The organism is Terriglobus sp. ADX1, from assembly GCF_036877645.1.
Lineage (GTDB): Bacteria > Acidobacteriota > Terriglobia > Terriglobales > Acidobacteriaceae > Terriglobus.
Window position 1 is genome coordinate 18,187 of sequence record NZ_JAEDXV010000029.1, and the last position, 25,711, is coordinate 43,897.

The 25,711-nt window shown below is 56.2% G+C and carries 23 protein-coding genes and 1 tRNA gene; 15 read left to right on the forward strand and 9 right to left on the reverse strand.

Annotated features, from left to right (window positions below):
• Positions 1 to 22: 22 nt before the first annotated feature.
• On the reverse strand, positions 23 to 1,027 hold the full coding sequence (locus JAO32_RS16440; protein WP_334242383.1) for a CPBP family intramembrane glutamic endopeptidase: 1,005 nt from the start codon (positions 1,025 to 1,027) through the stop codon (positions 23 to 25).
• A 62-nt stretch (positions 1,028 to 1,089) separates the two neighbouring features.
• Here JAO32_RS16440 and JAO32_RS16445 point away from each other — a divergent pair, with 62 nt between their 5' ends.
• The gene (locus JAO32_RS16445; RefSeq protein WP_334242385.1) at positions 1,090 to 2,877 is read left to right on the forward strand and encodes a TonB-dependent receptor plug domain-containing protein; all 1,788 of its coding nucleotides are present in this window, start codon (positions 1,090 to 1,092) and stop codon (positions 2,875 to 2,877) included.
• Here JAO32_RS16445 and JAO32_RS16450 read toward each other — a convergent pair.
• On the reverse strand, positions 2,874 to 4,826 hold the full coding sequence (locus tag JAO32_RS16450) for an ABC-F family ATP-binding cassette domain-containing protein (RefSeq protein ID WP_334242387.1): 1,953 nt from the start codon (positions 4,824 to 4,826) through the stop codon (positions 2,874 to 2,876). The genes JAO32_RS16445 and JAO32_RS16450 overlap by 4 nt on opposite strands.
• 76 nt (positions 4,827 to 4,902) lie before the next feature.
• Between JAO32_RS16450 and JAO32_RS16455 the strand changes: the two genes are divergently transcribed.
• A complete protein-coding gene (locus JAO32_RS16455; protein ID WP_334242389.1) occupies positions 4,903 to 6,018 on the forward strand; it encodes a hypothetical protein in 1,116 nt (371 codons plus the stop codon).
• On the opposite strand, the gene JAO32_RS16460 is transcribed toward JAO32_RS16455, so the two are convergent.
• Complete coding sequence (locus JAO32_RS16460) at positions 5,993 to 7,195, reverse strand: glycosyltransferase (RefSeq protein ID WP_334242391.1); 1,203 nt, start codon at positions 7,193 to 7,195, stop codon at positions 5,993 to 5,995. The two genes, JAO32_RS16455 and JAO32_RS16460, sit on opposite strands and share 26 nt — an antisense overlap.
• Between JAO32_RS16460 and JAO32_RS16465 the strand changes: the two genes are divergently transcribed.
• Together JAO32_RS16465 and JAO32_RS16470 are read left to right on the forward strand one after the other, a co-directional pair.
• On the forward strand, positions 7,194 to 7,763 hold the full coding sequence (locus JAO32_RS16465; protein ID WP_334242393.1) for a hypothetical protein: 570 nt from the start codon (positions 7,194 to 7,196) through the stop codon (positions 7,761 to 7,763). The genes JAO32_RS16460 and JAO32_RS16465 overlap by 2 nt on opposite strands.
• Before the next feature lie 54 nt (positions 7,764 to 7,817).
• Entirely contained in the window at positions 7,818 to 8,732 is a 915-nt protein-coding gene (locus JAO32_RS16470; RefSeq protein ID WP_334242395.1) for an alpha/beta fold hydrolase, read from the forward strand.
• Positions 8,733 to 8,906: 174 nt separating this feature from the next.
• Here JAO32_RS16470 and JAO32_RS16475 read toward each other — a convergent pair whose 3' ends face one another.
• Both JAO32_RS16475 and JAO32_RS16480 read right to left on the reverse strand, forming a co-directional pair.
• Positions 8,907 to 9,863, reverse strand: a complete 957-nt coding sequence (locus JAO32_RS16475; protein WP_334242396.1) for a TIGR00730 family Rossman fold protein — start codon at positions 9,861 to 9,863, stop codon at positions 8,907 to 8,909.
• 60 nt (positions 9,864 to 9,923) lie between these two features.
• Positions 9,924 to 10,000 (reverse strand) — tRNA-Met (locus tag JAO32_RS16480).
• Between the two features lie 119 nt (positions 10,001 to 10,119).
• On the opposite strand from JAO32_RS16480, the gene kdsB reads away from it, so the two are divergent.
• Positions 10,120 to 10,863, forward strand: a complete 744-nt coding sequence (gene kdsB, locus JAO32_RS16485; RefSeq protein WP_334242398.1) for a 3-deoxy-manno-octulosonate cytidylyltransferase — start codon at positions 10,120 to 10,122, stop codon at positions 10,861 to 10,863.
• A gap of 49 nt (positions 10,864 to 10,912) precedes the next feature.
• Here kdsB and JAO32_RS16490 read toward each other — a convergent pair whose 3' ends face one another.
• The gene (locus JAO32_RS16490) at positions 10,913 to 11,581 is read right to left on the reverse strand and encodes an HAD-IA family hydrolase (RefSeq protein ID WP_334242400.1); all 669 of its coding nucleotides are present in this window, start codon (positions 11,579 to 11,581) and stop codon (positions 10,913 to 10,915) included.
• A 3-nt stretch (positions 11,582 to 11,584) separates the two neighbouring features.
• Positions 11,585 to 13,036, reverse strand: coding sequence for a phosphoglucomutase/phosphomannomutase family protein (locus tag JAO32_RS16495; RefSeq protein ID WP_334242402.1), 1,452 nt, complete (start codon positions 13,034 to 13,036; stop codon positions 11,585 to 11,587).
• A gap of 92 nt (positions 13,037 to 13,128) precedes the next feature.
• Here JAO32_RS16495 and recA point away from each other — a divergent pair, with 92 nt between their 5' ends.
• From recA to JAO32_RS16545, 10 genes are all read left to right on the forward strand, one after another.
• Positions 13,129 to 14,238, forward strand: coding sequence for a recombinase RecA (recA, locus tag JAO32_RS16500; protein ID WP_334242404.1), 1,110 nt, complete (start codon positions 13,129 to 13,131; stop codon positions 14,236 to 14,238).
• Between the two features lie 81 nt (positions 14,239 to 14,319).
• Complete coding sequence (gene coaD, locus JAO32_RS16505; RefSeq protein ID WP_443082610.1) at positions 14,320 to 14,862, forward strand: pantetheine-phosphate adenylyltransferase; 543 nt, start codon at positions 14,320 to 14,322, stop codon at positions 14,860 to 14,862.
• 48 nt (positions 14,863 to 14,910) lie between these two features.
• Positions 14,911 to 16,122, forward strand: a complete 1,212-nt coding sequence (locus tag JAO32_RS16510) for a pyridoxal phosphate-dependent aminotransferase (RefSeq protein ID WP_334242406.1) — start codon at positions 14,911 to 14,913, stop codon at positions 16,120 to 16,122.
• A gap of 16 nt (positions 16,123 to 16,138) precedes the next feature.
• Complete coding sequence (locus JAO32_RS16515) at positions 16,139 to 17,272, forward strand: mannose-1-phosphate guanylyltransferase (RefSeq protein WP_334242408.1); 1,134 nt, start codon at positions 16,139 to 16,141, stop codon at positions 17,270 to 17,272.
• 390 nt (positions 17,273 to 17,662) lie between these two features.
• Positions 17,663 to 18,064 carry a GntR family transcriptional regulator gene (locus tag JAO32_RS16520; protein WP_334242409.1) on the forward strand — a complete coding sequence of 134 codons (402 nt, stop codon included), beginning with the start codon at positions 17,663 to 17,665 and terminating at the stop codon, positions 18,062 to 18,064.
• On the forward strand, positions 18,048 to 18,908 hold the full coding sequence (locus JAO32_RS16525; protein ID WP_334242412.1) for a slipin family protein: 861 nt from the start codon (positions 18,048 to 18,050) through the stop codon (positions 18,906 to 18,908). The genes JAO32_RS16520 and JAO32_RS16525 overlap by 17 nt, the downstream gene beginning before the upstream one ends.
• A gap of 2 nt (positions 18,909 to 18,910) precedes the next feature.
• Positions 18,911 to 19,735 carry an alpha/beta fold hydrolase gene (locus JAO32_RS16530; RefSeq protein WP_334242414.1) on the forward strand — a complete coding sequence of 275 codons (825 nt, stop codon included), beginning with the start codon at positions 18,911 to 18,913 and terminating at the stop codon, positions 19,733 to 19,735.
• Positions 19,736 to 20,083: 348 nt separating this feature from the next.
• A complete protein-coding gene (locus JAO32_RS16535; RefSeq protein ID WP_334242416.1) occupies positions 20,084 to 20,938 on the forward strand; it encodes a hypothetical protein in 855 nt (284 codons plus the stop codon).
• Positions 20,939 to 21,073: 135 nt separating this feature from the next.
• Positions 21,074 to 22,264, forward strand: a complete 1,191-nt coding sequence (locus tag JAO32_RS16540; RefSeq protein ID WP_334242417.1) for a hypothetical protein — start codon at positions 21,074 to 21,076, stop codon at positions 22,262 to 22,264.
• 487 nt (positions 22,265 to 22,751) lie between these two features.
• The gene (locus tag JAO32_RS16545; protein ID WP_334242419.1) at positions 22,752 to 23,483 is read left to right on the forward strand and encodes a hypothetical protein; all 732 of its coding nucleotides are present in this window, start codon (positions 22,752 to 22,754) and stop codon (positions 23,481 to 23,483) included.
• A 30-nt stretch (positions 23,484 to 23,513) separates the two neighbouring features.
• Here JAO32_RS16545 and JAO32_RS16550 read toward each other — a convergent pair whose 3' ends face one another.
• Positions 23,514 to 24,473 carry a VWA domain-containing protein gene (locus JAO32_RS16550; protein WP_334242421.1) on the reverse strand — a complete coding sequence of 320 codons (960 nt, stop codon included), beginning with the start codon at positions 24,471 to 24,473 and terminating at the stop codon, positions 23,514 to 23,516.
• Positions 24,474 to 24,847: 374 nt separating this feature from the next.
• Positions 24,848 to 25,684 carry a TIGR03435 family protein gene (locus JAO32_RS16555; protein WP_334242423.1) on the reverse strand — a complete coding sequence of 279 codons (837 nt, stop codon included), beginning with the start codon at positions 25,682 to 25,684 and terminating at the stop codon, positions 24,848 to 24,850.
• Positions 25,685 to 25,711 lie beyond the last annotated feature (27 nt).

Here is a 25,711-nt window from a genome sequence, read left to right on the forward strand (position 1 = left end):
GTGAGATTGCCTTTGCAGCAAGTCAGAGGGACGGCACGTTCGATTCTGCTGCGGGAGAACCGGGTTCGGGCTTCAATGTGAGGGCCACAATGGCCGTAACGAGAAGGATGATGGCCAGCACCAGAATGCTGCCTTCTGGCCCTGTAAGGCCGCCGCTCAGCAGCAATGGCCCCTGGGAATGCGTGCTTATCAGGCGATGCTGCGAAACCCCACCGCTGTCGGCCACGCCCCACACAAACGACTGCGTCCAGTCCCATGCGGCGTGGTATCCGATGGCCCACCATAGGGAGCCGGTGCGCCACAGGCTGTATGCCAGTACAAGACCGATCAGTCCTGCGCTGACCAGGCCGATGGGCGATTCGCCGGGGTTATTGCCATGCAGCAGGCCGAACAGCAGGGAGAAAAAGCCTGCGGCGACCCAGAAGCCAATGCGTTTGCAGAGCGCTTCGCGGTGACCCATGCGTGCGGCGATGGCTGCGACGCCACGTGCCAGTTGAAATTGCAGGAAGCCGCGCATGAGGTATTCCTCGGCCAGGGCCACGGCGAAAAATGCCAAGGCCCAGAGGGCGCCCCATTTCAAAATGTCTGTGCCGTGCAGAAGCAGGCCATTGAAGGTCATGACTCCCGCCACTTTCAATGCCAGCATCAGCAGGCACATGGTGGCAATGCCAATCACGAGCCCGATAGCGAACTGACGAATGCGGTGCGTGCTCAATGCGTCGATGCCGTATTGGCCGAAGCTTCGTTTTTCAATGCGAGAGATCAGAAAGGCAACAAGAGCTGCAACGGCGAAGAGCACACCGTCCATGAGCAGGGTGAAGGTTACCGGTAACTCACCGGTGCTTTTGATGATGAGTTGTTGCTGGTGCAAATAGCTACCAAATGCTCCAAGCACAACTCGGCCCAGCGCAAAAGCCAGTGCGAGGAATAGCAGAATGGACCAGATTGCACGCAGGCCATCATGTCCGAAAAAGATTCTTTGCACACCGTGCTGCTGCGGTGCACCGTGATTCTGGTCGTCCTGCATGCTTACTCCTTCTGTGTTTTTCACCATACGCCAGCTACACTCAGCATGGAATGTTTGTTCATTTGCGTCGTGTTGGTTCCCTGGTTTCTACGTTTGTTGCCGCCGTGTCTTCTGTTGCATATGCGCAGCAAAATATTCAGCAGACCGTTACCGTTGTGGGTGAGGCTGAGCCTGTAGCACTTGGGCAGACGGCACGCTCTGTGCAGGTAGTGGATACGCAGCCGATGTCGCTTTCGTTGCAGGAAATTGCAGACGGCCTGCGTTCGGACGCTTCAGTAGATATTCAGCAGCGCGGCGCGATGGGCGTGCAATCAGATGTGAGTATTCGTGGCGGCACGTTTGAGCAGACACTGGTGCTACTGAATGGATTTCGCATCAATGATGCGCAGGCTTCACACTTCAACCTGGATGTGCCGGTACCGCAACAGGCTGTTGCTGGACTCGCTGTGCTGCATGGATCGGGGTCCACGCTGTATGGCGCGGATGCGCTTGCTGGCGTGGTGCATGTCAGTACATGGAAGCCACAGGAGAGTTCGCTGCGCTTGCGTGCGGGTGGCGGAAGCTTTGGCAGCAATGAGCAAGCTGTAACAGGTGCGCTTGCAAATCAGATGAGAAGCCTTGTGGTTGCGGGTGAACGCGACTTCTCAACCGGGTTTATTCCGGGACGTGATTATCGCAGCGAAAGCGCAAGCGCAGAAGGTCGCACCACATCGTCGTTGGGCGAATCGGATCTGCTGCTGGCGGGAAGTGATCGTTCGTTTGGCGCGAACCAGTTTTACGGAAACTACAACTCGTGGGAACGAACGAAGGGCTGGTTTCTTGGGTTCACGCAAGCGTTCCGTGAGAAGACAACGGCCGCAGTGGCGTATCGACGTCATGCGGATAATTACATTCTGATTCGCACCAATCCTGCGTATTACGCAAACAATCACGTGGATGCGAGTTGGCAGGGAGCGCTGCGACAGACCGTTACGCTGGGGCATGCGGGAAAACTGTTCGTGGGTGCGGAAGAGAATACAGACAGCATCCATAGCAACAGCCTGGGGCAGCACGGACGCAATCGCACCTCTTTGTATGGTGATGCGGATCTGCATCGTGGAGCAGCGAATTTTTCCATTGGATTGCGCGCAGAAATTCTCAGCGGAGGCCGCGTCGTTTCTGCACCGTCTTTTGCCGCGAGTCTGATGGTGCATAAAGTGTGGAAGTTACGTAGCAGTGCAGGGTATGGTTTCCGTCTGCCCACTTACACAAATCTTTACTACAACGATCCCACGACGATCAGTAATCCTTCGCTGAAGCCTGAAACCGCGTGGAACTTTGATGGCGGTGTGGACTGGTATCCGTCGACGCGTGTTGCGGCATCGGTTACAGGTTTTTATGCGCGTCAGGAAAACGCGATTGATTATGTGCGACCGTCTACTACGGCCAAGTGGCAGGCGAAGAATCTTGCAGAGGTTCGTTTAACCGGCGTGGAAACATCGGTGCAGATGCGGTTACAAGGTGATCAGCAACTGCGCGTGAACTGGACGGCTATCTTTGGATCGCAGGATGTGTTGCAGGGGCAGCAGTCACAGCTTGTGTTTCAGTTTCCAACGAATCGTGCGCGTGCGGAAGCGTGGCTTCATGCGGGTTCACAAGTTGCATTGCGTCCTGCATTCAGCGTGACGCAGCGTGTGGGGCAGACGCCTTACAGCACGCTGGATTTTGCAGTGTCGCGGGACCGCGGCGTATTACGGCCGTATGTGCAAGGAACGAACTTGTACAACACCGGCTATGCGGAGATTCAGAGTATCCGCATGCCGGGGCGAGGCATTCTTGCAGGCATTCAGATTGAGCTATCGCACCGTTAGACGGACGCGCCCTGCTCTTCCAGTTGCATGGAGAGGTCTTCCCACTCCAGCATGAGCGATTCGTGTTGGCTGCGTAGTTCTGCAAGTTCCACAGTCTGCCGCTGCGATTCTTCTGCAGAGACGAAGTTGCCCATTGCCGTTTCAAGCGCGGTCATGCGGTCTTCCAGGCGCGGCATTTCTTCTTCTGCAAAGCGCACGCGATCCTGCATCTGCTTCAGCTTGATGGGATTCAGCTTCTTTACGTTTGCGGCAGGTGTTGCCGGCGGTGGAGGTGGAGGAGGCGTTTCAATGACAGGGATGCGCGCCTTCTGCATTTCAATGGCAGCGGCCTGCATCTGTTCCGGGCCGCCATTCTTGCGCCATAAGTAATCTTCGTAATTGCCGGGATACACCTGCACCCCGCCGTGTTCACACTCGAAGACGCGCGTGGCGAGGCCGTCGATGAAGTAACGGTCATGCGACACGAAGAGTACCGTTCCGGTGAAGTTGCGGATGGCTTCCAGCAACACGTCCTTTGCGCGAAGGTCGAGGTGGTTTGTGGGTTCGTCCAGCAGGATGAAGTTTGCAGGACTGACCAACATGCGCGCCAGCGCGTAACGATTGCGTTCGCCACCGCTGAGTACGCCGAGCTGTTTGAAAACATCATCGCCCGTGAAAAGGAATGCGCCGAGCAGGCTGCGCAGTTCCACTGTCGGAATCTTCGGTGCCGCGGCGCTGATGTCTTCGAGCATCTTTGCCTGCGGATCCAGCACTTTGTATTGATCCTGCGCGAAGTAGTCGGCGAGTACATTGTGGCCGTAGCGAACGTTGCCGGTGGTGGGATCTTCCATCTGTGACAACATACGGATGAGCGTGGATTTACCCGCGCCATTCGGGCCCACGAGCGCGATGCGATCACCGCGTTCGATGGTGAAGTTCACGTTGCTGAGAATCTGTTTCGGTTCGTAGCGCTTGGAGAGGCCACTGACCTCGCATACGATTCGTCCCGATGCAGGTGGCTGCGGGAAGGTGAAGTGGATGGTCTCTTCGTCTTCGGGAACTTCGATGCGCTCGATCTTTTCCAGTTCCTTAATGCGGCTCTGCACCTGCTTAGCTTTTGTTGCCTGGTAACGGAAGCGGCCGATGAAGGCTTCAAGCTGGTCGATACGTTCGCGCTGTGAGGCATAGTCGCGTGCAAGTTGTTCGCGGCGCTCGGTCTTCTGCTTTACGTACTTTTCATAACCGCCGGTGTAGAACCATACGCGCTTGTTCCACACTTCCGTGATTTTGTTGACAGTAACGTCGAGGAAGTAACGGTCGTGCGAAATGAGGATGAAGGCGCGGGGATAGGACTTGAGATACTCTTCAAGCCAGTTGCGGCTTTCGAGATCGAGATGGTTCGTGGGTTCGTCCATCAGTAGAAGCGATGGCTTTTCCAGCAACAGCTTGGCGAGTGCGATGCGCATCTGCCATCCGCCAGAGAACTCGCCGCAATCGCGTCGCCAGTCTTCTTTTTGAAATCCAAGACCACCGAGGACTGCGCCTACCTGCGCATCCAGGTTGTAGAGATCAAGTGCCTGCAGCGTTTCGCTGACTACCGAGAAGCGATCTGCGGCGGTTTCATATTCCGCACTGGTAGGGTCGAAGTGTGCGAGTTTGTCGCTGAGTTCGCCCATCTCGTGTTCCATGTCCTGCGCCGCTTTAAAGACGCTGAGGCATTCATCGAAAACTGTGCGCCCGCGCAGTGCGAGGCCATCCTGCGGCAGATAGCCGATGGTGAGGCCTTTGCTGCGATTGAGCTGGCCGTGATCCAGATGTTCAATGCCTGCGAGGATTTTCAGCAGCGTCGATTTTCCGGTGCCGTTACCACCGACGAGACCGGTACGTTCGTCCGGTGTGATGAGCCAGTTGGCCCCTTCAAATAACAGCTTGTGGCCAAAGCGCTTGGCCCCGTCGGCGAGATGCAGCATGTGTCTATTGTCGCAGCTAGACGGCGAAATGGCGTGGGATGCTGATTTCTGCGGATTCGACTTAGTATGGAAGGCGATGGTGAGTCGTCGCCAATTCGTTGTGGGGTCGCTGCTGGTGGCAGCGAATGCGCAGGCGCAGCAGCTAGCACATGCGGGATGGCGTGGTAATGGCATTGCGCCAGAGGCATGGTGGCTGCATGCTTCGATGATTCGTTGTGCGCAGGATGTGACGTTTGCCGATGCGGTGAAAATGCTGGACCGCATGAGTGACGTGGGCGCGGACAGCATTCTGTTGCCGGATCTGGAACCAACGGTAAAGCAGCCTTTTGCGGAACGCTTTGGCACGGAAGAAGATCTGGATACGCTGCTGCGCGAGATCTCTGCGCGGCGTATGCATCTATTGCTGCACATGCCGTTGCAGCGCGCGACCAATAACGCCGGTGAGGTTCGTTTCTGGATGAGCCGTGGCGTGGGTGGAATGGATCTGGGAACACTCGGTGCCAGTGATATGGATGCGGCGCGGCAGTTGCGCGCATCGTTGGATCATTATCCGGGGCATCGCATTCTGTTGGCGCGAACTGCAGGACAAGAGGCACAGGCTGTGACGTCTGCAGCACGCAAACGCGGCGCGGCTTCTGATCCGATCACGTTGCACATTCTTTCGCCGCAGGACACCGAGAGTGGGATACGGCATGTGGGTGAAGTGAATGCGGTTGAGATTGCTGCTATGCCAGTTGGTGATGAGAAGGCAAATGCTGCGACTGCGATGTTGCCGGCAGACGTTCCGTATGTGAGAAGTTTGTTCCCGTTGCTGCTGGCTTCGGGTGCTCCCATTCTGGATAGTCATTTGCTTACGTCCGATGTGGCTCGTAAGTCCGTGCAACAGGTCCTGGCGTTTCGCAATACACATGCGGTGGTGCGTGACGGAAGTGTTGTGGTTCTGCCGGCTACACAGCCCTCGTTACGCGCATGGATTTTGCGAGCGAAGAGTGCTCGCGGTTCGTTGCTGCTGGCTGCGAATGATGGCACGACACCCGCAACTTTGCATCTGACGGCAGCGCTGGCTTCAAATGGGTTTCGCAATGTGTATCTGCGACCGCTGATGCGGTCCGATCACGGCATGGGCGCCGTCAATGTGGAGATGGGAACGCTACCACCGGGCACCGCTATTGTGGCAGAGATTCTGCACTGATCTGTGAATGGATGCGGTGTTGCGGTGAGGGATACTCCGCGACCACGGCATCGAAGATGGCATCCCACGAACAGCCTGTGGCATAGGTGCGAGCGGCTTCTCCCATCGCACGAAGGCGAGTGCGGTTCCTGGTGAGTTCCACGACAGCTTCAATCCATGCGGATGTAGGACGAACGATGCCAGTACTTTCGTTGGTCACAATGAACTTTGGACCGCCACCATCTGTGACAGCAGCGGGCACGCCGCTGGCCAATGCTTCCAACACTACATTGCCGAATGTATCCGTCTCGGACGGGAAGACGAAGAGGTCCATGTTGGCGTAGGCAGATGCAAGCTCTTCACCGCGTAACACGCCTGCAAAGTCTGCGTTCGGGAGTGTCTGTCGCAGCGCTGCTTCTTCACCACCGTGCCCAATGATGCAGAAGCGTGCGTTGATCCCTGCAGTATCAAGTGCTTGCTGAAGCAGAGGAAGCAACGCGACATTCTTCTCGATGGAGAGCCTGCCTACGTAACCAAGTATCAGTACATCGTCATGGAGGCGGCGAGTTCTTCGCGTGGGAGAGAAGAGTTCCGTGTCTACGCCGCGTCGCATCACGTGGCAGGTACGCTGTGTCTTGTGCTCCAACAGTGTGCACAGCTCTTCATTCGGTGCATACAGCACTTTCGCCAGCCGATAAAAGCTTGATGTGGCATGGAGAGCGCCGGACTCGATCCATCCCGGCGCCTTTGGCAGTAGTGCTGCCAGTGGTGCGCTGCGACGGCCTGCGTATTCGTGAACATTGGTATGCCAGCTTGCAGCCAGCGGAATATGTTTGCGCCACGCGAAGTACGCGCCGAAGATACCGAGTTCGCTGGGGCCTGTGATGTGAATGAGATCAGGGCGGAAGCGATCGAGTTCGCGACTGATAGTGCCTGCATAGCGAGCGAAGGTTGGATCGAAGCTGAGATCTTTCTCCATCGCAATGCTGAAGGAACTGCGCGGTAGATCCACTTCGGTAACGGAGCCTTCTGTATTCAGACTTGGGTTGCCGCGAATGCCAGGCGCCCCGGCGCGGATGCACAGCATGGGCAGGCCGTGGCGTTTTGCATACGCGGTAAAGTTGCGCGCGGTATGCGCCACGCCGTTTACCTCGTGGAACGAATCCGGAAAGAACGCAACGCGCGGCGCAGTCCCCATGCACGACACCATAGCACTTCTACATGAGAGACTGTTGCACATCGCCATGTCGAACCCTTCCGTCCCGCTTTCTCGTGTGCTGACAGAGATTTTGCGACACCCTCTTGCGCTATTGCGTGGTTGGAACTGGAAGGCGGCGTCTTTCTCCGCAATTCTGCGTAGTTTCTTTTTCCTTTTCTCAAATCTTCATGGCGCGCACCATGCCGCAGCAAAGGCGATGCTGACGGAGTTTGTGTATGGCACGTTTGCTGCAGGTGTTGCTGGTGCCGTGATACAACGACTGCGTCATGCGGAGCCTATCCGGGAGACAGCGATTGCGGTGTGGCTTGGGGTGCCACTGGTGTTGCTGACGGCACAGGCATCGGTGCATCGAGTAATGGGGACGCAACATGTACGCACGGGGCTGATTGCGTCGTTTATTTTTGCGTCGTTTGCATCAGGATTTAACTGGTTTGCAATGCGTCGTGGCGCGTTTGTTATCGGCGAGCAGCGTTCATTCGCACGCGATCTGTTGCTGGCTCCGAAGCTGATTGCACAGTTTCTGTTTACGCCGTTGCAACGGGAGTAGGGTGTAATCTCATTGCAAGAGGGACGACCTTCGGATGAAGGCGGCCACCACACAATGATGAAGACACGACTCTGCCTCGCAGCCTGCCTCCTCACATCTTCCGCAGCTTTTGCACAGAATGCCGATATCTTCGGCCATCCGCTTCCTGCACAAAAACACACAAGCGTCTTCGGACAAGAGATTGCCTATTACGACATGGGTACAGCCAAGGCTGGTGAGCCGGTGCTGGTTTTGTTGCATGGCTATGGCTCGCAGGCCGATGTGGACTTTGGCCCGTCGCTGCCGCTGTTGGCAAAACGCTATCGTGTGATTGCGCTGGATCAGATTGGCGCGGGACAAAGCGCGAAGCCGCTGATTGCGTATCGTGTGCAGACGTACGTTGAGTTTCTCGCGGAGTTTTTACGCACACAGAGCATTACGCATTTTGATCTCCTTGGCGAATCGCTGGGCGGATGGACTGCCGCTGCCTATGCGCAACAATCGTTGGTTTCAGGAAGCACGTTGCCGAAGCCAACTCGATTGATCCTGGAAGATGCTGTCGGCCTTTCCTTGCCGGAGACGGTGCTTTCTTCCGGCGCAAGTGTTCATTTCTCGGTGAGCACTGTAGGCGAAGTAGTTACGGGATTGCGCGCAGTTTTCTATAACAAGTCGCTGATCACAGAAGAGGTGGCGCGGCGTCGTTTCATTACGAAGCTGGCGGCCAATGATGCACTGGCGACGAGCGCGTTCAGCGGTAATCCCGCGGTGCGTGGAGAGGCCCTGGGCGAAAAGGCTTCCAGCATTACGATCCCTACGTTGGTCGTGTGGGGCGCGCAGGACCCCCTCGTGCCGCTTTCAACAGGACAGGCTTATGCGAAAGCGATACCGCAGGCGAAGCTGGTAACCATTGATGAAAGTGGACATGTGCCTTCACTGGAACAACCGCAACGGTTTGTGAAGGCCGTAGAAGATTTTCTAAATACGAAATAAATCCGCCGTTGAGATTGGTCGTGTTCGCGAGGAATCTCCCATGGCGTTATCAGCAGGCGGGAAGCGTGCCGTGCTTCCTGCCTGGAAACTTTCAACGACATTGCAGTGATGCAATGCCGTTGGGATTCTTCGCTTCGCTAAGAATGACAGTGCGCGAAATTGCTGTCCGTGGTCTTATCCCCGCGTGGCTGCGATGTCCGGTCCCAGAACTTCCTGGGCACTTGGTGCCGGGCCTTCCGGAACGCGTTCGTCCGGGCCGCATGTGGGGCAATACTTGTGCAGTCCTTCTTTCAGAATGGCGAAGGCCTCTTCTGGCGTGTCCGCAAAGCGGAAGAGGTCTGTATCGCCGACGGAGATAGCACCTTTTTCCGCGAGCAAATCCAGATTGATGACGCCGTTCCAGTACGAGCGACCGTAGATGATGATGGTCATTTCCTTGGCCATCTTGTGTGTCTGGGCCAGCGTTAGCAGCTCAAACATTTCGTCCAGCGTACCGAAGCCGCCGGGGAAGACAACGAGCGCTTTTGCCAGATACGCGAACCAGAACTTGCGCATGAAGAAGTAATGGAACTGGAAGTTCAGCGCGGGAGTGATGTAAGGATTGGGCCGCTGTTCAAAGGGCAGAGCGATATTCAGGCCGATAGTCTTGCCGCCTGCTTCATACGCGCCGCGATTCGCAGCTTCCATGATGCCGGGGCCGCCGCCGCTACAAACGACGAAGCGATGACGCCGACCTGGCAGGTCTTTCGACCACTCGGTGAGCATGTAGGCGAGTTTGCGCGCGTCTTCGTAGTAGCGCGCCATCTCCACCGCGGCTTCCGCACGTTTACGCTGCAGGTCGCTTGCTTCCGGTGAAGCGTTCGGCTGTTCTTCCGGCGGTGCGGGATGGTTGGAGTAGGAGTTCGCCAACAGCTCCATCTCATGGTTGGCCACGTCCAGTGCGGCGAATCGCGCAGAACCAAAGAAGACCACAGTGTCCTGAATACGTTCGCGTCGAAAACGCGTCATGGGCTCCTGGTACTCGGCCATGATGCGAAAGATGCGTGCATCCGGGGTTTTCAGGAAGTCGTCATTTTCGTAGGCCAGCGGAGCCTGGTCCAACAGAGTTTCGGGAACGGGAAGGTTTGTCATCCGTTAGGTAGGATGCACCATGGAAGTCCATACGAAAACTGTTGCGGAATGGAAAGTGAGTGGTGGCGGTGACTGGAATCGAACCAGTGACCTACGGGTTATGAGTCCGTCGCTCTAACCATCTGAGCTACACCGCCATGGTGTTGGGACGCGCCTTGCAGATTGGGGGCGGCGGGAGCCGCGCGCTGGGCACTCAATGTAGTTTACTGGAAGTCGGGCTTCGGCTCAAATTGCCGTCGTCTGGATGACTGTACGCATGAGTGAAACACGCATTTTGGGAGTGATTCCCGCACGTCTCGCCTCTACGCGCCTTCCCGGGAAGGTGCTGCGCCCGCTGCTGGGTAAACCCATGCTGCAGTGGGTGGTGGAGGCGGCATTGCGCTGTCCACAACTGCACGAAGTCGTCGTTGCGACGGATTCTGAGGAAGTTGGCGAGCTTTGTCAGGCGCATGGTTGGCAGTGGCAGATGACGGACGCCGCGCTACCTAGCGGAACCGACCGGATGCGTGCCGTGGCGCTGGAGCGTGAGGCTGACATCTACGTGAATATTCAGGGCGATGAGCCGCTGCTGAAGCCGGAACACATTGATGCGCTGTTGCGTCCGTTCTCGCGCGGCATGCATGTGGAATGCAGCACGGTGAAGACGCTTTGCGCGCCGGAGAACATCCACAATCCAAATGCGGTGAAGGTGGTACACGCCACTGATGGCCGCGCGTTGTATTTTTCGCGCGCCACGATTCCGTACGACCGCGATGGCGCGGGGAAGGCTACGTATTGGAAGCATCTGGGTCTGTATGCGTATCGGCGCGATGCGTTGCTGCGTTTTGGCACGCTGGCGGCGAGCCCCCTGGAACAGACGGAGCGGTTGGAACAGTTGCGGCTGCTGGAGAACGGGTTGGCGCTGTATGTGGAAGCCGTGGAGTTTGACACCGTGGGCGTGGATACTGAGGCCGATGTGTCGCGTGTCGAAGGCCTGCTGCGCGAGCGATTTGGAGCATAAAAGCAGAACGCAGCGCTCGTGATGAACGCTGCGTTCTGCTCTTCTTGCCTTAATTCTTTCTTGCGAGTGGGATTTTCACCTGCAGACCGTCTGCATCGGCAGTGACCTTCACTACTGCAAGCGACCGTGCAATCCAGGTGGCTGCCTTTAACTCTGTACGAGGCGTGGAACTAAGCACTGCCAGCACGCGACAACCTGCGGCGATGCCGCTCTCCACACCGGATACGGCGTCTTCCACTACGATGCAGTCTTCAGGTTTCAAGCCGAGTGCTTCAGCGCCGCGGATGTAGGGTTCCGGATCGGGCTTGCCTCTGGAGATATCGTCTGCCGAGACCAGCTTTGGCGGTTCAGGCAGCCCCGCTGCTCTCAGCCGAGCTTCCAGCAAGCGGCGCGTGCAGGAGGTAACCACTGTCCAGCGATCGGGCGGCAGGCTGGCGAGCAGTTCTCGCACACCGGGCAGCACTTCAATGTCGCCTACGTCTTCAATCTCCATGTCTTCAATGACGCGAAGGCCTTCATCCGGATCAATGTCCGGGCGAAGCATGATGACGATGTCGCGAGCGGGACGACCGTGAGGCAGGACGAAGTTGTCTGCGTTCGGCACGTTGTATAGCTTGGCCCAGCGCTTCCAGCACCGTGTGGCGGATGCGATAGAGCTGATGAGAACGCCGTCCATGTCAAAGAGAAGGCCCTTGGCCGTGGTATCTATGCTGGCCAAAAGTTAGCCCTCCAATACGAATTGTTCTGCTGCTTTAAGAATTTTCTGCACTGCTTCCTGCGAGGTGGATTCGCTGTAAACGCGCAGTAGAGGTTCGGTTCCGGAGGCGCGCAACAGCAGCCATGTTTCGGCAGCGTTGGGCTTGGTTTTGGCTTCCGGATTGTCGAGGAAGAACTTGATGCCATCCATGTCCTCAGTCTTCAGCACGCGATAGCCTGCGATTTCTGTGAGTCCGCTGGAGGCGCGTTCGATGGCCGACTTCTTCAGGCGATCGTCAATGTGCATGTCGATGCGGCCATACTGGTGCTCGCCGAATTCGCTTTGCAACATGGCGACCAATTCGCCCAGCGTCTTGCCTTCTTCTGCCATTACGTTTGCGAGTAGTAACGCGTTCAGAATGCCGTCACGCTCGGGCAGATGACGTTTAATGCCGACTCCGCCCGACTCTTCGCCACCGATGAGAATGTCTTCGGTGAGCATCAGATCGCAGACGTACTTGAAGCCGATGCCGTGTTCGTGGAGCTTGCGACCGTATTTCGCGGCAATGCGGTCAAGCATCTTGGTGGTGTTGAAGGCACGTGTAACTTCGCCCGGCCACTTCTTCTTCTCAAGGAGCCACCACAGCAGAATGGAGAAAATCTTGTGCGCGTCGACTACGTTGCCGTGCTCGTCGACAGAGCCAATGCGGTCTGCGTCACCGTCGGTAATCAGGCCGGCTGCGCACTTTTCTTCGACGACTTTCTTCTGCGTTAGTGCAATGTGCGGCAGGATCGGTTCAGGATTGATGCCGGGGAAGAGAGGGTTGCGCTCTGCGCGAATCTCCACGCAGTCCACGCCGGCACGCTGGAAGATACCTTTCAGTACGCCAGCACCAGCGCCGAACATGCTATCAATGAGGAAACGCTGTTTTGCCTTGGCGATCAGCGGGAGATCGGCGAAGGCTTCTACAGCAGCGATGTAGTCGGGCATGAAGTCGACTTCGGTAATGGCGGCGGGTGTTGCGGCTACAGGGACGTCTTTATCCAGGTAGCTCTCAATGCTCTTGATGATGCCGGGTGAACCGGAACCACCATAGCTGGCCTTGTATTTCACGCCATTCCATTGCGCAGGGTTGTGCGACGAAGTGATCATGATGCCGCCCGCAGCCTTGCGATGCGCTACACCGTAACTGAGCGCGGGGGTTGCAGTAATGTCCTTTGCCAGCAACACGGGGATACCGGCCTCGCTCAACACCTGTGCCGCTACCCGCGCAAATTGCGGCGAGCCGAAGCGCGTGTCATAGCCAATGCAGACACCCTTCGATGCGTCTTCGTGCGCCAGCACGTAATTGGCAATGGCACGGACGGCAATGCGGACGTTGGCGTAGGTGAAGTCATCGGCGATGATGCCGCGCCAGCCGTCGGTTCCAAACTTGACCGGGCTGGAGAAGGTGACGTTGGAAGTGGCTTCGCTCATAAGGTTCCATGATTTTATAGACCCGCTCGATGATTTTGGGTGTGTGGAATTACTTCGCTTTTTCTTTGCCATGCGGCGGGATGGATGCTAGGATGAGGTTCACTGTACGAAGGAGAATCATCAGCGTGGCCGTGGACGAACGCAGCAAAGCCGTAGAACTTGCCCTGGCGGGCATTGAGAAGCAGTTTGGCAAGGGCTCTATCATGCGCCTGGGCGCGCGCGATGCCATCGTACCGATCTCCGTCATCTCCACGGGATCCATTTCCTTCGACGCCGCGTTGGGTGTAGGTGGTGTGCCGCGCGGTCGCGTGGTTGAGATTTATGGCCCGGAATCGTCGGGTAAAACGACCATTACATTGCAGATCATCGCTGAGGCGCAGCGGCAGGGCGGTCTGGCTGCCTTCGTCGACGCGGAACACGCGCTTGATCCTGTCTATGCGCGCAAGCTGGGCGTGGATACGGATAACCTGCTGATTTCTCAGCCGGATTACGGCGAACAGGCTCTGGAAATCACTGAAGCACTCGTCCGCTCCGGTGCGATCGATGTGCTGGTTGTCGACTCGGTAGCTGCTCTGGTTCCCAAGGCGGAACTTGATGGCGAAATGGGCGATTCGCACGTTGGTCTACAGGCGCGTCTGATGTCGCAGGCGCTGCGTAAGCTCACCGGGACTGTCTCGAAGAGTCGCACTTGCCTCATCTTCATCAACCAGATCCGCGAAAAGATCGGTGTCATGTTCGGCAACCCGGAAACCACCACCGGTGGCCGTGCGCTGAAGTTTTACTCGTCGGTGCGTGTGGACATTCGCCGCATTGGCGCAGTGAAAGAAGGCGATGTTGTCGTCGGCTCGCGCACAAAGACCAAGATCGTAAAGAACAAGGTGGCTGCCCCTTTCCGCGAAGCTGAGTTCGACATCCTCTACGGTGAAGGCATCTCGCGCGAAGGCGATGTGCTGGACCTTGCTGTAGCAAACAACATCGTGGAGAAGAGCGGTGCCTGGTACAGCTATGCTGGAGAACGCATTGGCCAGGGACGCGAGAATGTGCGTAACTTCCTCAAGTCCAATCCGGAAGTCTTCGGGCGTATGGATGTTGAGCTTCGTGCCAAGTTGAAGATCGGCGCGTCTTCCGTTGCTCCGATTCCAGCAACGCCTGCGGATGGTGAGGAAAAGGCGCAAGAAGCTGTGCGGTCTTCTCGGAAGTAGTCACTCAAGAAGTAGTCATTGAAAGGGCCGCGAACTGCGGCCCTTTCTTATTCCTTACAGCGGCTATCGACCGGCTCGCGTATGCTTCCTTTTGTCATGGGAATTATCCGCGCCATCTACCCCGGCACCTTTGATCCGCCAACGAACGGACACCTGGACCTGATCAGCCGTGGGGCGAAGATCTTTGATGAGTTGGTGGTTGCTGTGTTGCGCAACACCAGCAAGGGCACACCCCTGTTCACTACGGAAGAACGTGCGGAGATGTTGCGTGAGGTGACGGCTCCCCTGGGCAATGTCACCGTCGAGACATTCGATGGTCTTCTGGTGGATTTTGCACGGCAGAAACAGGCCAGTGCGGTCTTGCGCGGTATTCGCGCCATCTCTGACTACGAGTATGAGTTCCAGATGGCCATGATGAACCGCAAGCTGGACAAGTCGCTGGAGACGGTTTTCATGATGCCTGCGGAGAAGTACACGTATGTGTCGTCGCGGCTCATTAAGGGCGTGTATCAGCTCAACGGGGATATTAGTGAACTGGTGCCGCCGCTGGTGCTGCAGCGGTTGAAGGAGAAGCGTTCCGCACAGACTGTAACGCTTGGTGGAGAAGTTCCGGGCGAGGTGTAATGCCTTTCGTTGAGGCAAAGTCTGTGTGGCTCCGTTAGAATCGGAGCCATGAGCGCAGCAGCCGCAGAAGTCCTTACAGCGAAGAAGACGTTTTCCGATCGCATCAACCGCATTGAAGTGTCGGCCACGATGGCCATTACGGCGGAGGCGCTTCGCCTGAAACAGAGCGGCATTGATCTGGCCGACTTTGGTGCGGGTGAGCCGCATTTTCAGACGCCGGAACACATCAAGCGCGCCGCAATTGAGGCGATTGAGAAGGGCTACACCAAGTACACGGCGGTGGCGGGTATCCCTGAGGTGCGTCGTGCTGTGGTGGACCGCCATGCGGAGGACTTTGGCTCCAGCTATACGCCAGAGGAGTGCTGCTTTGCCACGGGTGGCAAGCAGGCCCTGTTCAACGCCATCGAGTGCCTGGTGGATCATGGCGACGAGGTGATTGTGCCGGTGCCGTACTGGGTGTCGTACAAGGACATCATCCAGTTCGCGGGTGGTACGCCGGTATTTGTGCAGGCCAATGAGGCGGACAACTTCCGTGTGACGCCGGCCATGATCGAGGCGGCTATCACCGACCGTACGAAGGCCATCATCCTGAACTCGCCCTCGAACCCGTCAGGTGCGGTGATGAGCGCCGAGGATGTGGAGGCGATCATCCGCCTGGCGCATCGTAAGGGCATCTACATGCTGCTGGACGAGTGCTACACCTACCTGAACTTCATCGGTAAGCCGGTGAGTGGTGGGTCGTTTACGGACTGCAAGGAGCACGTGGTGGTGTTGGGTACGTTGTCCAAGACCTACGCCATGACGGGCTGGCGCGCGGGGTTTGCGCTGGGACCGAAGGCCATTGTGTCCGCCATCGCCAAGCTGCAGTCGCAGAGTACCAGCAATGTGTCCACACCGGTGCAGTATGCTTCGGTGGCGGCACTGACTGCGTCGCAGCAGTGCGTTGAGGACATGAAGGTGGACTACATCAAGCTGCGTGACCGCTTATTGGCCGGGTTTGCAACCATTCCGGGGCTGACCTGCACCGTGCCTCAGGGAGCGTTCTACGCTTACCCGAACATCTCGGCGTTCCTGGGACGCGAAGGTGCGGCGACTGCATCGCAGGTGGCATCGCGGCTACTGAACGAGGCCCATGTGGTGTGCGTGCCGGGTGAGGCGTTTGGTACGGAGCATCATCTGCGGTTCTCCTATGCCACATCGGCTGACGTGATCGACAAGGGCATTGAGCGTATGCGTACCTTCTTCGCGGGGCTTGCCTAAACCTATGAACGACTCCGTGACGAAGTCCCTGAAGCTTACGCCGCTGGTTCTTGCCGGTGGTAGCGGTACTCGGTTCTGGCCTCGTTCGCGGAAGTCGCGGGCGAAGCAGGTGCTGGCGCTGTCTGGTGGCACGGAGACCATGATCCAGGAGACGGTGGCGCGGTTGCTGCCGCTGGCTCCTGCGGACGACTTCCTGGTGATTACCAACGGGCTGTTGCTGGAGACGATCCGGCAACAGTTGCCGGGGATTCCACACGACCGCATCCTGTGCGAACCGATGGCCCGGAATACTGCTCCCGCTTGCGCGCTGGCGGCGATGATCGTGGAGAAGACCGCACCGGAGACGATTCTGGGTGTCTTTCCGTCGGACCATGTGGTGACGGACAATGCGCGCTTCCAGCAGGTGATCCACGCGGCGATGCAGATTGCCGCGGCGGGCGAGAACATTGTGGTGCTGGGTGCGCCGCCGACGCGTCCGGAGACGGGTTACGGCTACATCAAGCAGGGAACCGTCGCGAGTGAGTTCACCGATCTGGGCATGCCCGCACGCTGTGTGCAGCGGTTCACCGAGAAGCCGCAGATCGACCGCGCCATTGAGTTCCTGGCGGACGGCAATTATGCCTGGAATGCAGGCATCTTCCTGTGGTCGGCGAAGACGCTGGCGAATGCTATCCGCGAGCATCGGCCTGCAGTGGCTGGACCGCTGGAGACGATTGCTGCCGCATACGGAACGCCGAAGTTTGAGGCAGTATTTGCTGCCGAGTATCCGAAGGTGGAGAACATCTCGATTGACTACGCTGTTCTGGAACCGCGTTCCGCGAAGGGCGCAGCAAGCAATATCTATTGCCTGCCTGCCGATTTCGGCTGGAACGATCTAGGTTCGTGGACTGCTCTGCACGAACATGCCATGGCGAAGGGCGGTGTGAGCCGCGGCCACGGGAACATTGTGGAGTGCGATCAGGCGCTGCATCTGGAGGCGTTCGGCAATTACGTCTATTCGCCGGGCAAGACGGTTGCGCTGCTGGGTGTGAGCGATCTGGTTGTGGTGGAGACCGATGACGCGATCCTGATTACGACACGCGCGCATTCGCAGGAAGTTGGGCGCGTGGTGAGCGAACTTACAAAGCGGCAACGACTGGATTTGATTTAGAAGTTCGGGGGGGTACCCCCTCCCCCCTGTTTTTCTAAAATCCTCTTTCTACAGGGTTTACAGCGCGAGTGGCTGTAAAATCGTCTGCCCATTGGGTTTAGAGTCAAAATCGTCTTTCTAAAAGAGTTAGGGCCACGCGAAAGCATGGCCCTTTTCTCTCTCTTTCTATTTTAGAGCTTTGGTGGAAATTCCATGCCAACTCTATTTCTTTTGATTTGTTGGGGTTGGATGGTGTAGGGGCTTGACAGCATTTCGTCGTTTTCCGGTTAAACCCAGACGGGCTCACAAGCGTCTCTCAGGACTCATCGATGAATCCGTATATTTTGCCTGTTGACTGAACTAATGTATTAGTACACTATTTCAGTCATGAGAGATTCAGGGCAGAACTTTGTGTTTCGTCTCGATCACTCCTCCGGTGTATCCGTCTATCGGCAGCTCATGGATCAGGTCTTAGGGGCAGTCGCATCCGGTCGTCTGAAGCCCGGAGACCAGTTGCCTACGATCCGTAAGGTCGCAGTCGATCTCGCCATCAATCCAAATACCGTCTCCCGTTCCTATCGCGAACTTGAACAGAGTGGCGCCGTCGACACGCAGCACGGTTCGGGCTGTTTCATCTCCGAATCGGTTGGTCAATCGAACTCTACTGCATCGCGTCGTCTCGGCCAGCTTGCGCTGGAGGCCGCAGCGCGTGCGGGAGCGAACGGATTTACTGTCGATCAACTCATCACCGAACTTCGGAAAGTAGAACTGGGAACAAATGGAAGGGAGCAGAATCATGCAAGTAAAGATTGAAGCGAGCGGCCCTGCTGTTGCTGCATTCGTGCTGTGTGCCATTCCCGGCATCCTTGTTGCCGATTACACGAACCGAGAAATCGCTGTCCTGCCATTTCTTCTCGCCGGTTTCTATCTGCTGTTCTCCATTCGCGTTGTGCGGCAGTGGGAAAAGGTCGCCGTTCTGCGATTCGGTCGATTTCACCGTTTGCAGGGCCCCGGCCTTTTCATGCTTGTGCCGGTGATTGATACGCTGAGCGCATATGTTGATCAACGTGTTCGCACCAGTATGGTGACGGCTGAATCTACGTTGAGTTGCGACACCGTACCGGTGAATGTCGATGCGATCGTGTTCTGGCTTGTTTGGGACGCGCAGAAGTCGATCCTCGAAGTTTCAAACTACGAGAATGCCATTACGCTCAGTGCGCAGACCGCGCTTCGAGAGTCTATAGGCCGACATCAACTAGCCGAGATGATCACGAACCGGGACACGCTTGGGCATGAGCTTCAGAAAGCGCTCGACCAGAAGACGAATCCGTGGGGCATTACGGTGCAGTCCGTTGAGATACGCGATGTGCGCATACCGCAGGCGCTTGAGAACGCCATGTCGCAACAGGCCCAGGCGGAACGTGAACGGCAGGCCCGTGTGATTCTTGGCGATGCAGAGTTGCAGGTGACGGAGAAGTTTGCGGAAGCTGCGCGCGTGTATGAAGCGAGTCCGACTGCTCTGCATCTGCGCGCGATGAACATGCTCTATGAGGCCATCAAGGAGCGCGGCTCTATGGTGATTGTGCCTTCGTCAGCGGTGGAAACTATGGGGTTGGGCGGCATGCTGGGAGCGACGGCGATTAAGAAGGATGCATAGGGGTGAGGTTACTCTCTGCGCTCACATATCTGGCGGTGTTGGGGATTGCGTGCGATCAAAGCGCTCTCGCTCAATCGGGTATAGTCCCCGCTGGTGAGAAACATTTGTACCTTCACTGCGAAGGCCAACGCCACGGTCCTGTCGTCATACTGAGCACCGGTCTTTTTCGCGAAGCAAGTGACTGGAAACTGATACAACCCGAGATCGCTCGCTTCACGCAGGTGTGCGGTTATGACAGAGAAGGCTTAGGGCAGAGCACGGTCGATCACCTGTCGGGACGCCCTGAAAGTGAAAGTACGGATGAGCAGGTAGATGACCTCAAGAATCTGTTAGCTTCTGCCCACATCAATCCACCGTACCTACTTGTCGGTCATTCGGCAGGTGGTGTTCTGGTACGAAGATACGCACGATACTTCCCACAGAATGTCGCTGGTTTTGTCTTCATTGATTCAGCTCACGAAGAGCAGATCTGGCGCTTTCAGGCGATTGACCCACGCTCCGTTCAGGGGCCTCCAGCCGATCCTGTTCAGATCAAACGCAACGGAGGTCTTTCTGCTGGCGAACTGCTGGTCTGGCATTTCGATAAACCCCTGATCGTGCTGGAGCATGGGAAACCTCTCACCTTCGATGGGCCATTGGCGGCGCATGCAGCAGAGTTCAATGCAGCTGTCGATAGCATGGCAAGAGATCTCGCCAGCCGCTCCTCCATGGGACAGTTGCGAATTGCTATAAGAAGCGGTCACGAGATTATGCTCGATGAACCGAAGGTTGTCATTGAAGCTGTTCATGACGCCTGGAGCGAAGCGCTTGCATTCGAGGAGAAGTAGAGCTGTGCAACGCAGTTTGAAATAGTTCGTCCTTGTAAGTCGGTTTGTCGGAAGTGATCGTCAATTGAAGAGAACGGCGTTTATGAGACTAATCCGTATCTCTTGTGATGTACAGTCGAAGCGCTGTCCGGAGATCATGCGTTGACTTTCCATGATTGAATCTGACCGATTACACTCGTGCCGCGTAGTCAGCTTCCCCGGGGAATGTTCGCAATGCTGCCGAATCTTGAATACAGTCCTTCGCCACACATGAGTCGTTGGTCCACGGAACGGAAATTACGATTTCGCTGGGTCTTCTGCTACCTCATCTTGTACCACGCCGGATCAGTGCTTCACTGGCTACCTGGGATGAGTTTTCTCCTGTCTTGGCCTGAAAAGATTTGGCACTTCTTGATGTTCCGTCTTGTAATTGTGCTTTTCCACCCGCAGCACATGGTTGACTACGCACAAACTACGGGGAGCGGAGATAAACTCATCGACTATGTCGGCAATGCTGTTTGTGTGATCGCAGCCGGAGTACTCGTCGCTGTCTGGTCAGCCCTCGACTGCCGAAACGAGAACCACGAATTTCTTGAGGCTTGGTTGCGAGTGTTTGCGCGGTATTCTCTCGCCTTGACGCTGCTCAGCTACGGCATGGCAAAAGTGGTCCCAACACAGTTTCAGCACCTGGATGCAGTTCGGCTCAACGAGACATACGGTGCTTCGTCACCTATGGGGCTGTTATGGAACTTCATGGGATACTCGACCGGCTACACAATCTTTGCAGGGCTGATGGAAGTTCTACCCGGAGTATTGCTGTTCTCTCGGCGTACCGCTCCTCTTGGTTCCCTCATCTCATTCGCCGTACTGACCAACATTGTGGCTTTGAACTTCTTCTATGACGTGCCAGTGAAACTTTACTCCGTCAATTTGCTCTTACTGTCGGGCTACCTAGTATGGCCTCATGCCCGACCCTTGTGGCAGCTGCTGATACAACAGAGACCTGCTAGACCATCACTTGAAGTCAATATTCGACTCGACAATACTCGGGCACTAAAGCTAGCCAACGCAGCAAAGGCCATCTTTTTAACATGCGTGCTCCTTCAGTGTGGCGTGGGTGGAGCGGAACGCTATATATCCTTTCGACTCAAGCCACAACAACCGCACTCGGAGCTGACCGATCGGGGCTTTCATTGGTCGCAGGAGGCACCATTCAACCATTGAAGACACCTGGTCCCTAGAAGTCCGCTTCGCGTCAGCAGGTCACCTGACGCGAACGGCGTTTATCGTTACTAAACTCGTCTCCAATCCGTCCATCTTGCAGCCGTTCCAAACTTAAGTCGCTAGGAAGTGTTTGCGATGAGATTCTCACTGAACTTCCAGACTTGGATTATCACTGTCTTATTGATGTCACCTGTGGCCGGTTCCCAGAGTGTTCCGACTCAGGCGTCGCATGATCAGATCGACCACTGGCTGCGGAGTGGCGATCCTCGTCTGGTAGCCTGGGGCGCAACTTTCGCTGCAAGCACTGCTGATACGGATGAGTTGCCTGTTCTGCAGGGCCTCGCAGAAACGTACAACTCTGTTCCACCCCAGGAATATGATCCGCGGGGCAATTACATTCCTAGAACGCCGGAGCAGAAGCAGCAGCTTGACTCGATGCAGGCTATTCTTGACGCTCTAATCCAGCTCCACGGCACGCTGTCGTTCGAAGGAGTTGAGGCGGCTCTTCCTGACTTCCCAGCTCAGGCGCTTGTGCTCTTCGCCACAATGCCTGAACCCGAGCGCTCAAGATATGCGCTACGAGTTTACGAAGCCCGCGACAAATCGGACCAGCCCTACAATTGGCGCCACCTCGCGCACCAGCAAATGGTCCATTTGGCTGCCGCGATCCTCGCTCTTAATCCCCCGCCGGGGTTTACAGCAACACTCCTCAACGAGACGAGGATCACCTTGAAAGTAGCCGTGATTGATGATGATCGGCAACGCGATGGCACGTTTTTCGGAGGAGCGTGCGGGGATTCCTTCGCGCTCTCGCCAGCTGACGGTTGGCCACAACCTTACACCTACGTCGTGGAAGAGCGCTGGCAGAACCAAGGGACAGCCGAAGGAATACTTGTACCCGGCGTTCCCACTATTACTTCACGCCGTGCACTCAGCAGTAGCTCCTGTTCGACGCTCTCAGGCTTCACCAGTGTGCAGAAACTTCTCTTGGCACGACAGGAAGCGGGTATGGAATCTGAAGGACGGAACGTAGGCACTCTTCAATACGACTCACTTCACTATGGCAGTGCGGCTGATTTCGCTACCTCTCTGGCTGCCTTAGTAGCTCATCACCAAGAGCCGTTTCATGAACTTAGAGAAGCTCTACTTAATAAATCGTTCATCACCACCCCAGAAGCTGAGAATGCGATGCCCGCATTTGCAGTCGAAATTGACGACCAGCGAAAGGATAAAAGCCAGCCTCTCCCCATTCCCCGGCCTCTTGGCCCACGCACAACCGTTAGCCCGTACAAAGCAGAGACCGGGCGGTTTGTGAAAGAAGACTGACCGTCGATTTTGTGCTTTGGTAACGACAAGTCGGCTTATCGTTACCAATCCAATTGGATGACAACAGATTTGTATGAGGGGGAGCTATTTCAGCGCGAGTGGGTGCTTTGATTCAACTCCACTGAACTTCGTCACTGGAAATCTGCAGCCGGGATGACTTTGCAGGTGTTCGATATGGGCTCGGGCACCGGTGGAAGATTCTTTCAACGCTTGCACTGGGCCGTGGCAGTATTTGCAGCGCATCAACTCGCCTCGTTCGGTGAGAGCTTCGTAGAGAGTGCATGGCAGCCAGCGACCTCTGACTTTGACTTCGCACTCCGTCATTACGGGCGGCTTTTTCTTACTGGACACGCATGGTGAGATGCTTATGCGCGGTGTTGCGATCACCGCCATTTTCGTATTGCCAATATGAAACGACGATCAGCAGCTACACTGAGGCCATGCCGCGCTTCGGCCCGTGACTGGCGGCGTTGAGGAGCCTTGCCTCATGCAGCCACCGGTGGTGACAGCGTCGCGTTCCAGTCGTGTGCCGAGCTTCGCTGTGATGGCTCGGCAGCCGATGCGGCCCTCTGCGGTGTTGCTGGCTGTGATGATTGCTGGCGGCGTTCTGTCAATGGTTGGCATGGGGTTGGGGCACGGCAAAGCCAGGCGTTTTCGCGATGACGAAGGTGGTAGTGCGGCGCGCACTCCTGGTGCGTCTTCTTCGAGTGGTTCACATGCAGACGATGATGAGGACGATGATCCTTCGCAGGTGGATACGATTGTGCTGGGTGATGCGGCCGATGCTCCTGTGCCTGCGAAGAAAGGACAACGCATTAGCAATGTGCATGCGACGGTGATTGTGCATCTGCCTCGGTTTGGGGAGCAGTCGGGGTTGATCCCGGATAGTCCTGCGGGGCATTTGTTGTATCGCTGGTTAGCTGCGTTTAATCAGGCGAGTTATTCCGCGCTGGAAGATGCGTTGCCGAATGATGCTGCGAGTGCGACCGCTGCAGCGCAGATGGAGTTACGCGAGCAGACGGGCGGTTTCAATCTGTTGTCTGCGAAAGAAGTGCAGCCGGGGTTAATTGTTTTTCGGTTAAGAGATCAGACGCCCGAGGCGAGGGAAGTGTTGGGTACTTTGTACATGCGTCCCAATTCGAATCCTGCGGCGGTGGCAAGCTTCAGTTTGCGGGCCGTTGAAGTGACACGGCCTGCGGCTGCTAATACATCCAGGTAACTTGTCATTCGGAGATGTTGATTAGTTCTCTTATGGTGCGGCGAAAAACTCAGTGCGGGCCTGCACCTTTAAGTGCGGATCCTTCACTTTAAGTTCCAGCTTGTGGAACCGATTGGTGGTGGTATCCGGCGGCGGAATGTAGCCAATCTCGTATTGTTTGTTGAGACCATCAGCAATCTGTGCCAAGATTTTCTGCAATGTCATCTGGCGGGTTACGCGAAAAGTTTCTCCACCTGTTTCACTTGCAAGTTTCCTGAGGATGTCATTAGAACGGTCAGCCATGGCGTTAATAACTTGCGATGGAGCTCCGGTGAGGCCGGAGTCGCTTGCGCGGTAGCAGATGGAATAGACGGCTACGTTTGTTTTCTGCGCTTCTTCGATGGTGGACTTTAAAGAGACTCTGCTATCGGTGTCGCCGCCGTCGGTGATCAAGATAATCGCCTTGCGGCCATTCTCCTTTGCCAATACCTTTTCCGTTACACCGGCGACGGCATCCATAACGCGCGTGCCATTCTTAGCCTCGGCTCCGCTTTTCACAAAGCTCAGAGCCAGGTGCAACAGGGAGTATTGATTGGTAAGCCCCTTTAGCTGTTGGATCGTTGTATCGAACTGAACCAGCATGGCTCGATCCTGCGGCCGCTGTAACATGGTCTCAAAAAAGATGTCACTGGCCTTTACTTCGTCGGCCACCATCGTACTTTGGCTGGCGCTCACATCAACCAGAACCGCAAACGAAATTGGTAGTTGCTCTGCAACAGAGAAGTAGCGGATGCTTTCCTCTTTGCTGTCCTGCTTCAGAATGAAGTCGTCCCTTGTTAGATCATCTTTGGGCAGGCCATTCTTATCCTTCACCACTGCGGCAATCGGAATAAGGCGCGCACTTGTATGCAATGTGGTGACATTCGAAGAGGCTTTCTGTGCCGGGGCTGTAGCCGCCAATGCAAGCAATAGTGCGGTAGACCATATGGAAGCAGCCGTGCGTTGCGTCAACGTGCAACCTCTCTTGCCGAGAAATAAGTTTGAAGTTAACTCGTAGCAGGATGGAGGGTCAATTAGTTTTGTGAAAATGAAATTCAATCTGCTTAATACAGCTACGTCATCTATCCAGGTAGATCACTAGCTGTACAGAGTTGCGTTGATTGGTATCCAGCGGCTTCTTAGTGTGATGTTCTTGATTTTTATGCTCAGGATTGGATCGTTCCTTCTGTGATCGACCCAATGTGTCTCAATAACTAGTTGAAAGGACACTTTGAGTGGCGCCGTGTGTATTGGTGGCATGATTCGTTGTGTGTGATGGATGCGGGGAATCCATGAGAGCAGCAATGCTGTTGCGAGGATGAGTTTCATGGCAGCGCGTTCCTCATTTAGTTTTCTGTTGGTGCTTTTTCGATGTGGTCAACGATGAGCATCTGTAGTGGGGCTTTGCGCGGTTCGAGTTTCAGGCCGAAGTCCTGCACGGCTTCGAAGAGAGTTACGCGTGGCTGTGCTTCTGCGCCTCCGTCGACTCCCTGGCCTGGGCTACCGGGGCCTCCGCGCATGCGCATGTTGTCGGGCATGAAGGTGAGGTCGATGTCGTAGCGCTCCTTCAGGCCGGTCTGGTCTACGACAGGTTGATCGACAAACATGGAGAGCGTTTCGCAGAGGCGGCTAAGGGTGATGGCGGGGCCTTTCAGGTGCATGCCGGCGGGGCTGCCCATGATCTGGATGTCGCCGCGTACGGGTGTGCCGGGTTTGCGATTGGGGCTGTCGGGATAGTCCGTTGCTTTGACTTCGGATGGTTTAAGTTTTGGTCCGTTCTTGCCTACGACGAGTGCGAAGACTGCGTGCTCTTTCGACTCGCTGTGAAGCTGGAGTTTGAAGCGGTCGCGCAGAAGAGACTGGAGCATTTCGGGGACCTGATCATCTGTGGCTCCGGCGGGGTATCTTGCTTCAATGTTGAAGCGGTTGCCGAGCCAGTCAGGGCCGCTCACTTGAAATGGCATGACTCGGTAGGCGACGCGAATGAGATCGCGCAGGGAAACGTTGACGTAGTGGATGCGGGAGCTTTCTGCGCTCATGCGAATCGCGATCATTTCCGCGTCGGGGGACGCTCCGGGACGGATGGAGGCGACTTCAAACGAGAGATTGCTTTGTGGTTGTTGCGCTGTGGCCACCGAGAAGGAAGCTGCGAATACGACGGGAAAGACAGAGAGGGATTTCATGAGCCTGATTGTGGCGCGATGCGCAGG

Coding starts and splice junctions, on each gene's coding strand:
- JAO32_RS16440 (WP_334242383.1), bottom strand. CDS start 1,027: ATGCAGGACGACCAGAATCACGGTGCACCGCAGCAGCACGGTGTGCAA.
- JAO32_RS16450 (WP_334242387.1), bottom strand. CDS start 4,826: ATGCTGCATCTCGCCGACGGGGCCAAGCGCTTTGGCCACAAGCTGTTA.
- JAO32_RS16455 (WP_334242389.1), top strand. CDS start 4,903: ATGGTGAGTCGTCGCCAATTCGTTGTGGGGTCGCTGCTGGTGGCAGCG.
- JAO32_RS16465 (WP_334242393.1), top strand. CDS start 7,194: ATGCACGACACCATAGCACTTCTACATGAGAGACTGTTGCACATCGCC.
- JAO32_RS16460 (WP_334242391.1), bottom strand. CDS start 7,195: ATGGGGACTGCGCCGCGCGTTGCGTTCTTTCCGGATTCGTTCCACGAG.
- JAO32_RS16470 (WP_334242395.1), top strand. CDS start 7,818: ATGATGAAGACACGACTCTGCCTCGCAGCCTGCCTCCTCACATCTTCC.
- JAO32_RS16475 (WP_334242396.1), bottom strand. CDS start 9,863: ATGACAAACCTTCCCGTTCCCGAAACTCTGTTGGACCAGGCTCCGCTG.
- kdsB (WP_334242398.1), top strand. CDS start 10,120: ATGAGTGAAACACGCATTTTGGGAGTGATTCCCGCACGTCTCGCCTCT.
- JAO32_RS16495 (WP_334242402.1), bottom strand. CDS start 13,036: ATGAGCGAAGCCACTTCCAACGTCACCTTCTCCAGCCCGGTCAAGTTT.
- recA (WP_334242404.1), top strand. CDS start 13,129: ATGAGGTTCACTGTACGAAGGAGAATCATCAGCGTGGCCGTGGACGAA.
- coaD (WP_443082610.1), top strand. CDS start 14,320: ATGCTTCCTTTTGTCATGGGAATTATCCGCGCCATCTACCCCGGCACC.
- JAO32_RS16510 (WP_334242406.1), top strand. CDS start 14,911: ATGAGCGCAGCAGCCGCAGAAGTCCTTACAGCGAAGAAGACGTTTTCC.
- JAO32_RS16525 (WP_334242412.1), top strand. CDS start 18,048: ATGCAAGTAAAGATTGAAGCGAGCGGCCCTGCTGTTGCTGCATTCGTG.
- JAO32_RS16535 (WP_334242416.1), top strand. CDS start 20,084: ATGAGTTTTCTCCTGTCTTGGCCTGAAAAGATTTGGCACTTCTTGATG.
- JAO32_RS16540 (WP_334242417.1), top strand. CDS start 21,074: ATGAGATTCTCACTGAACTTCCAGACTTGGATTATCACTGTCTTATTG.
- JAO32_RS16545 (WP_334242419.1), top strand. CDS start 22,752: ATGCAGCCACCGGTGGTGACAGCGTCGCGTTCCAGTCGTGTGCCGAGC.
- JAO32_RS16555 (WP_334242423.1), bottom strand. CDS start 25,684: ATGAAATCCCTCTCTGTCTTTCCCGTCGTATTCGCAGCTTCCTTCTCG.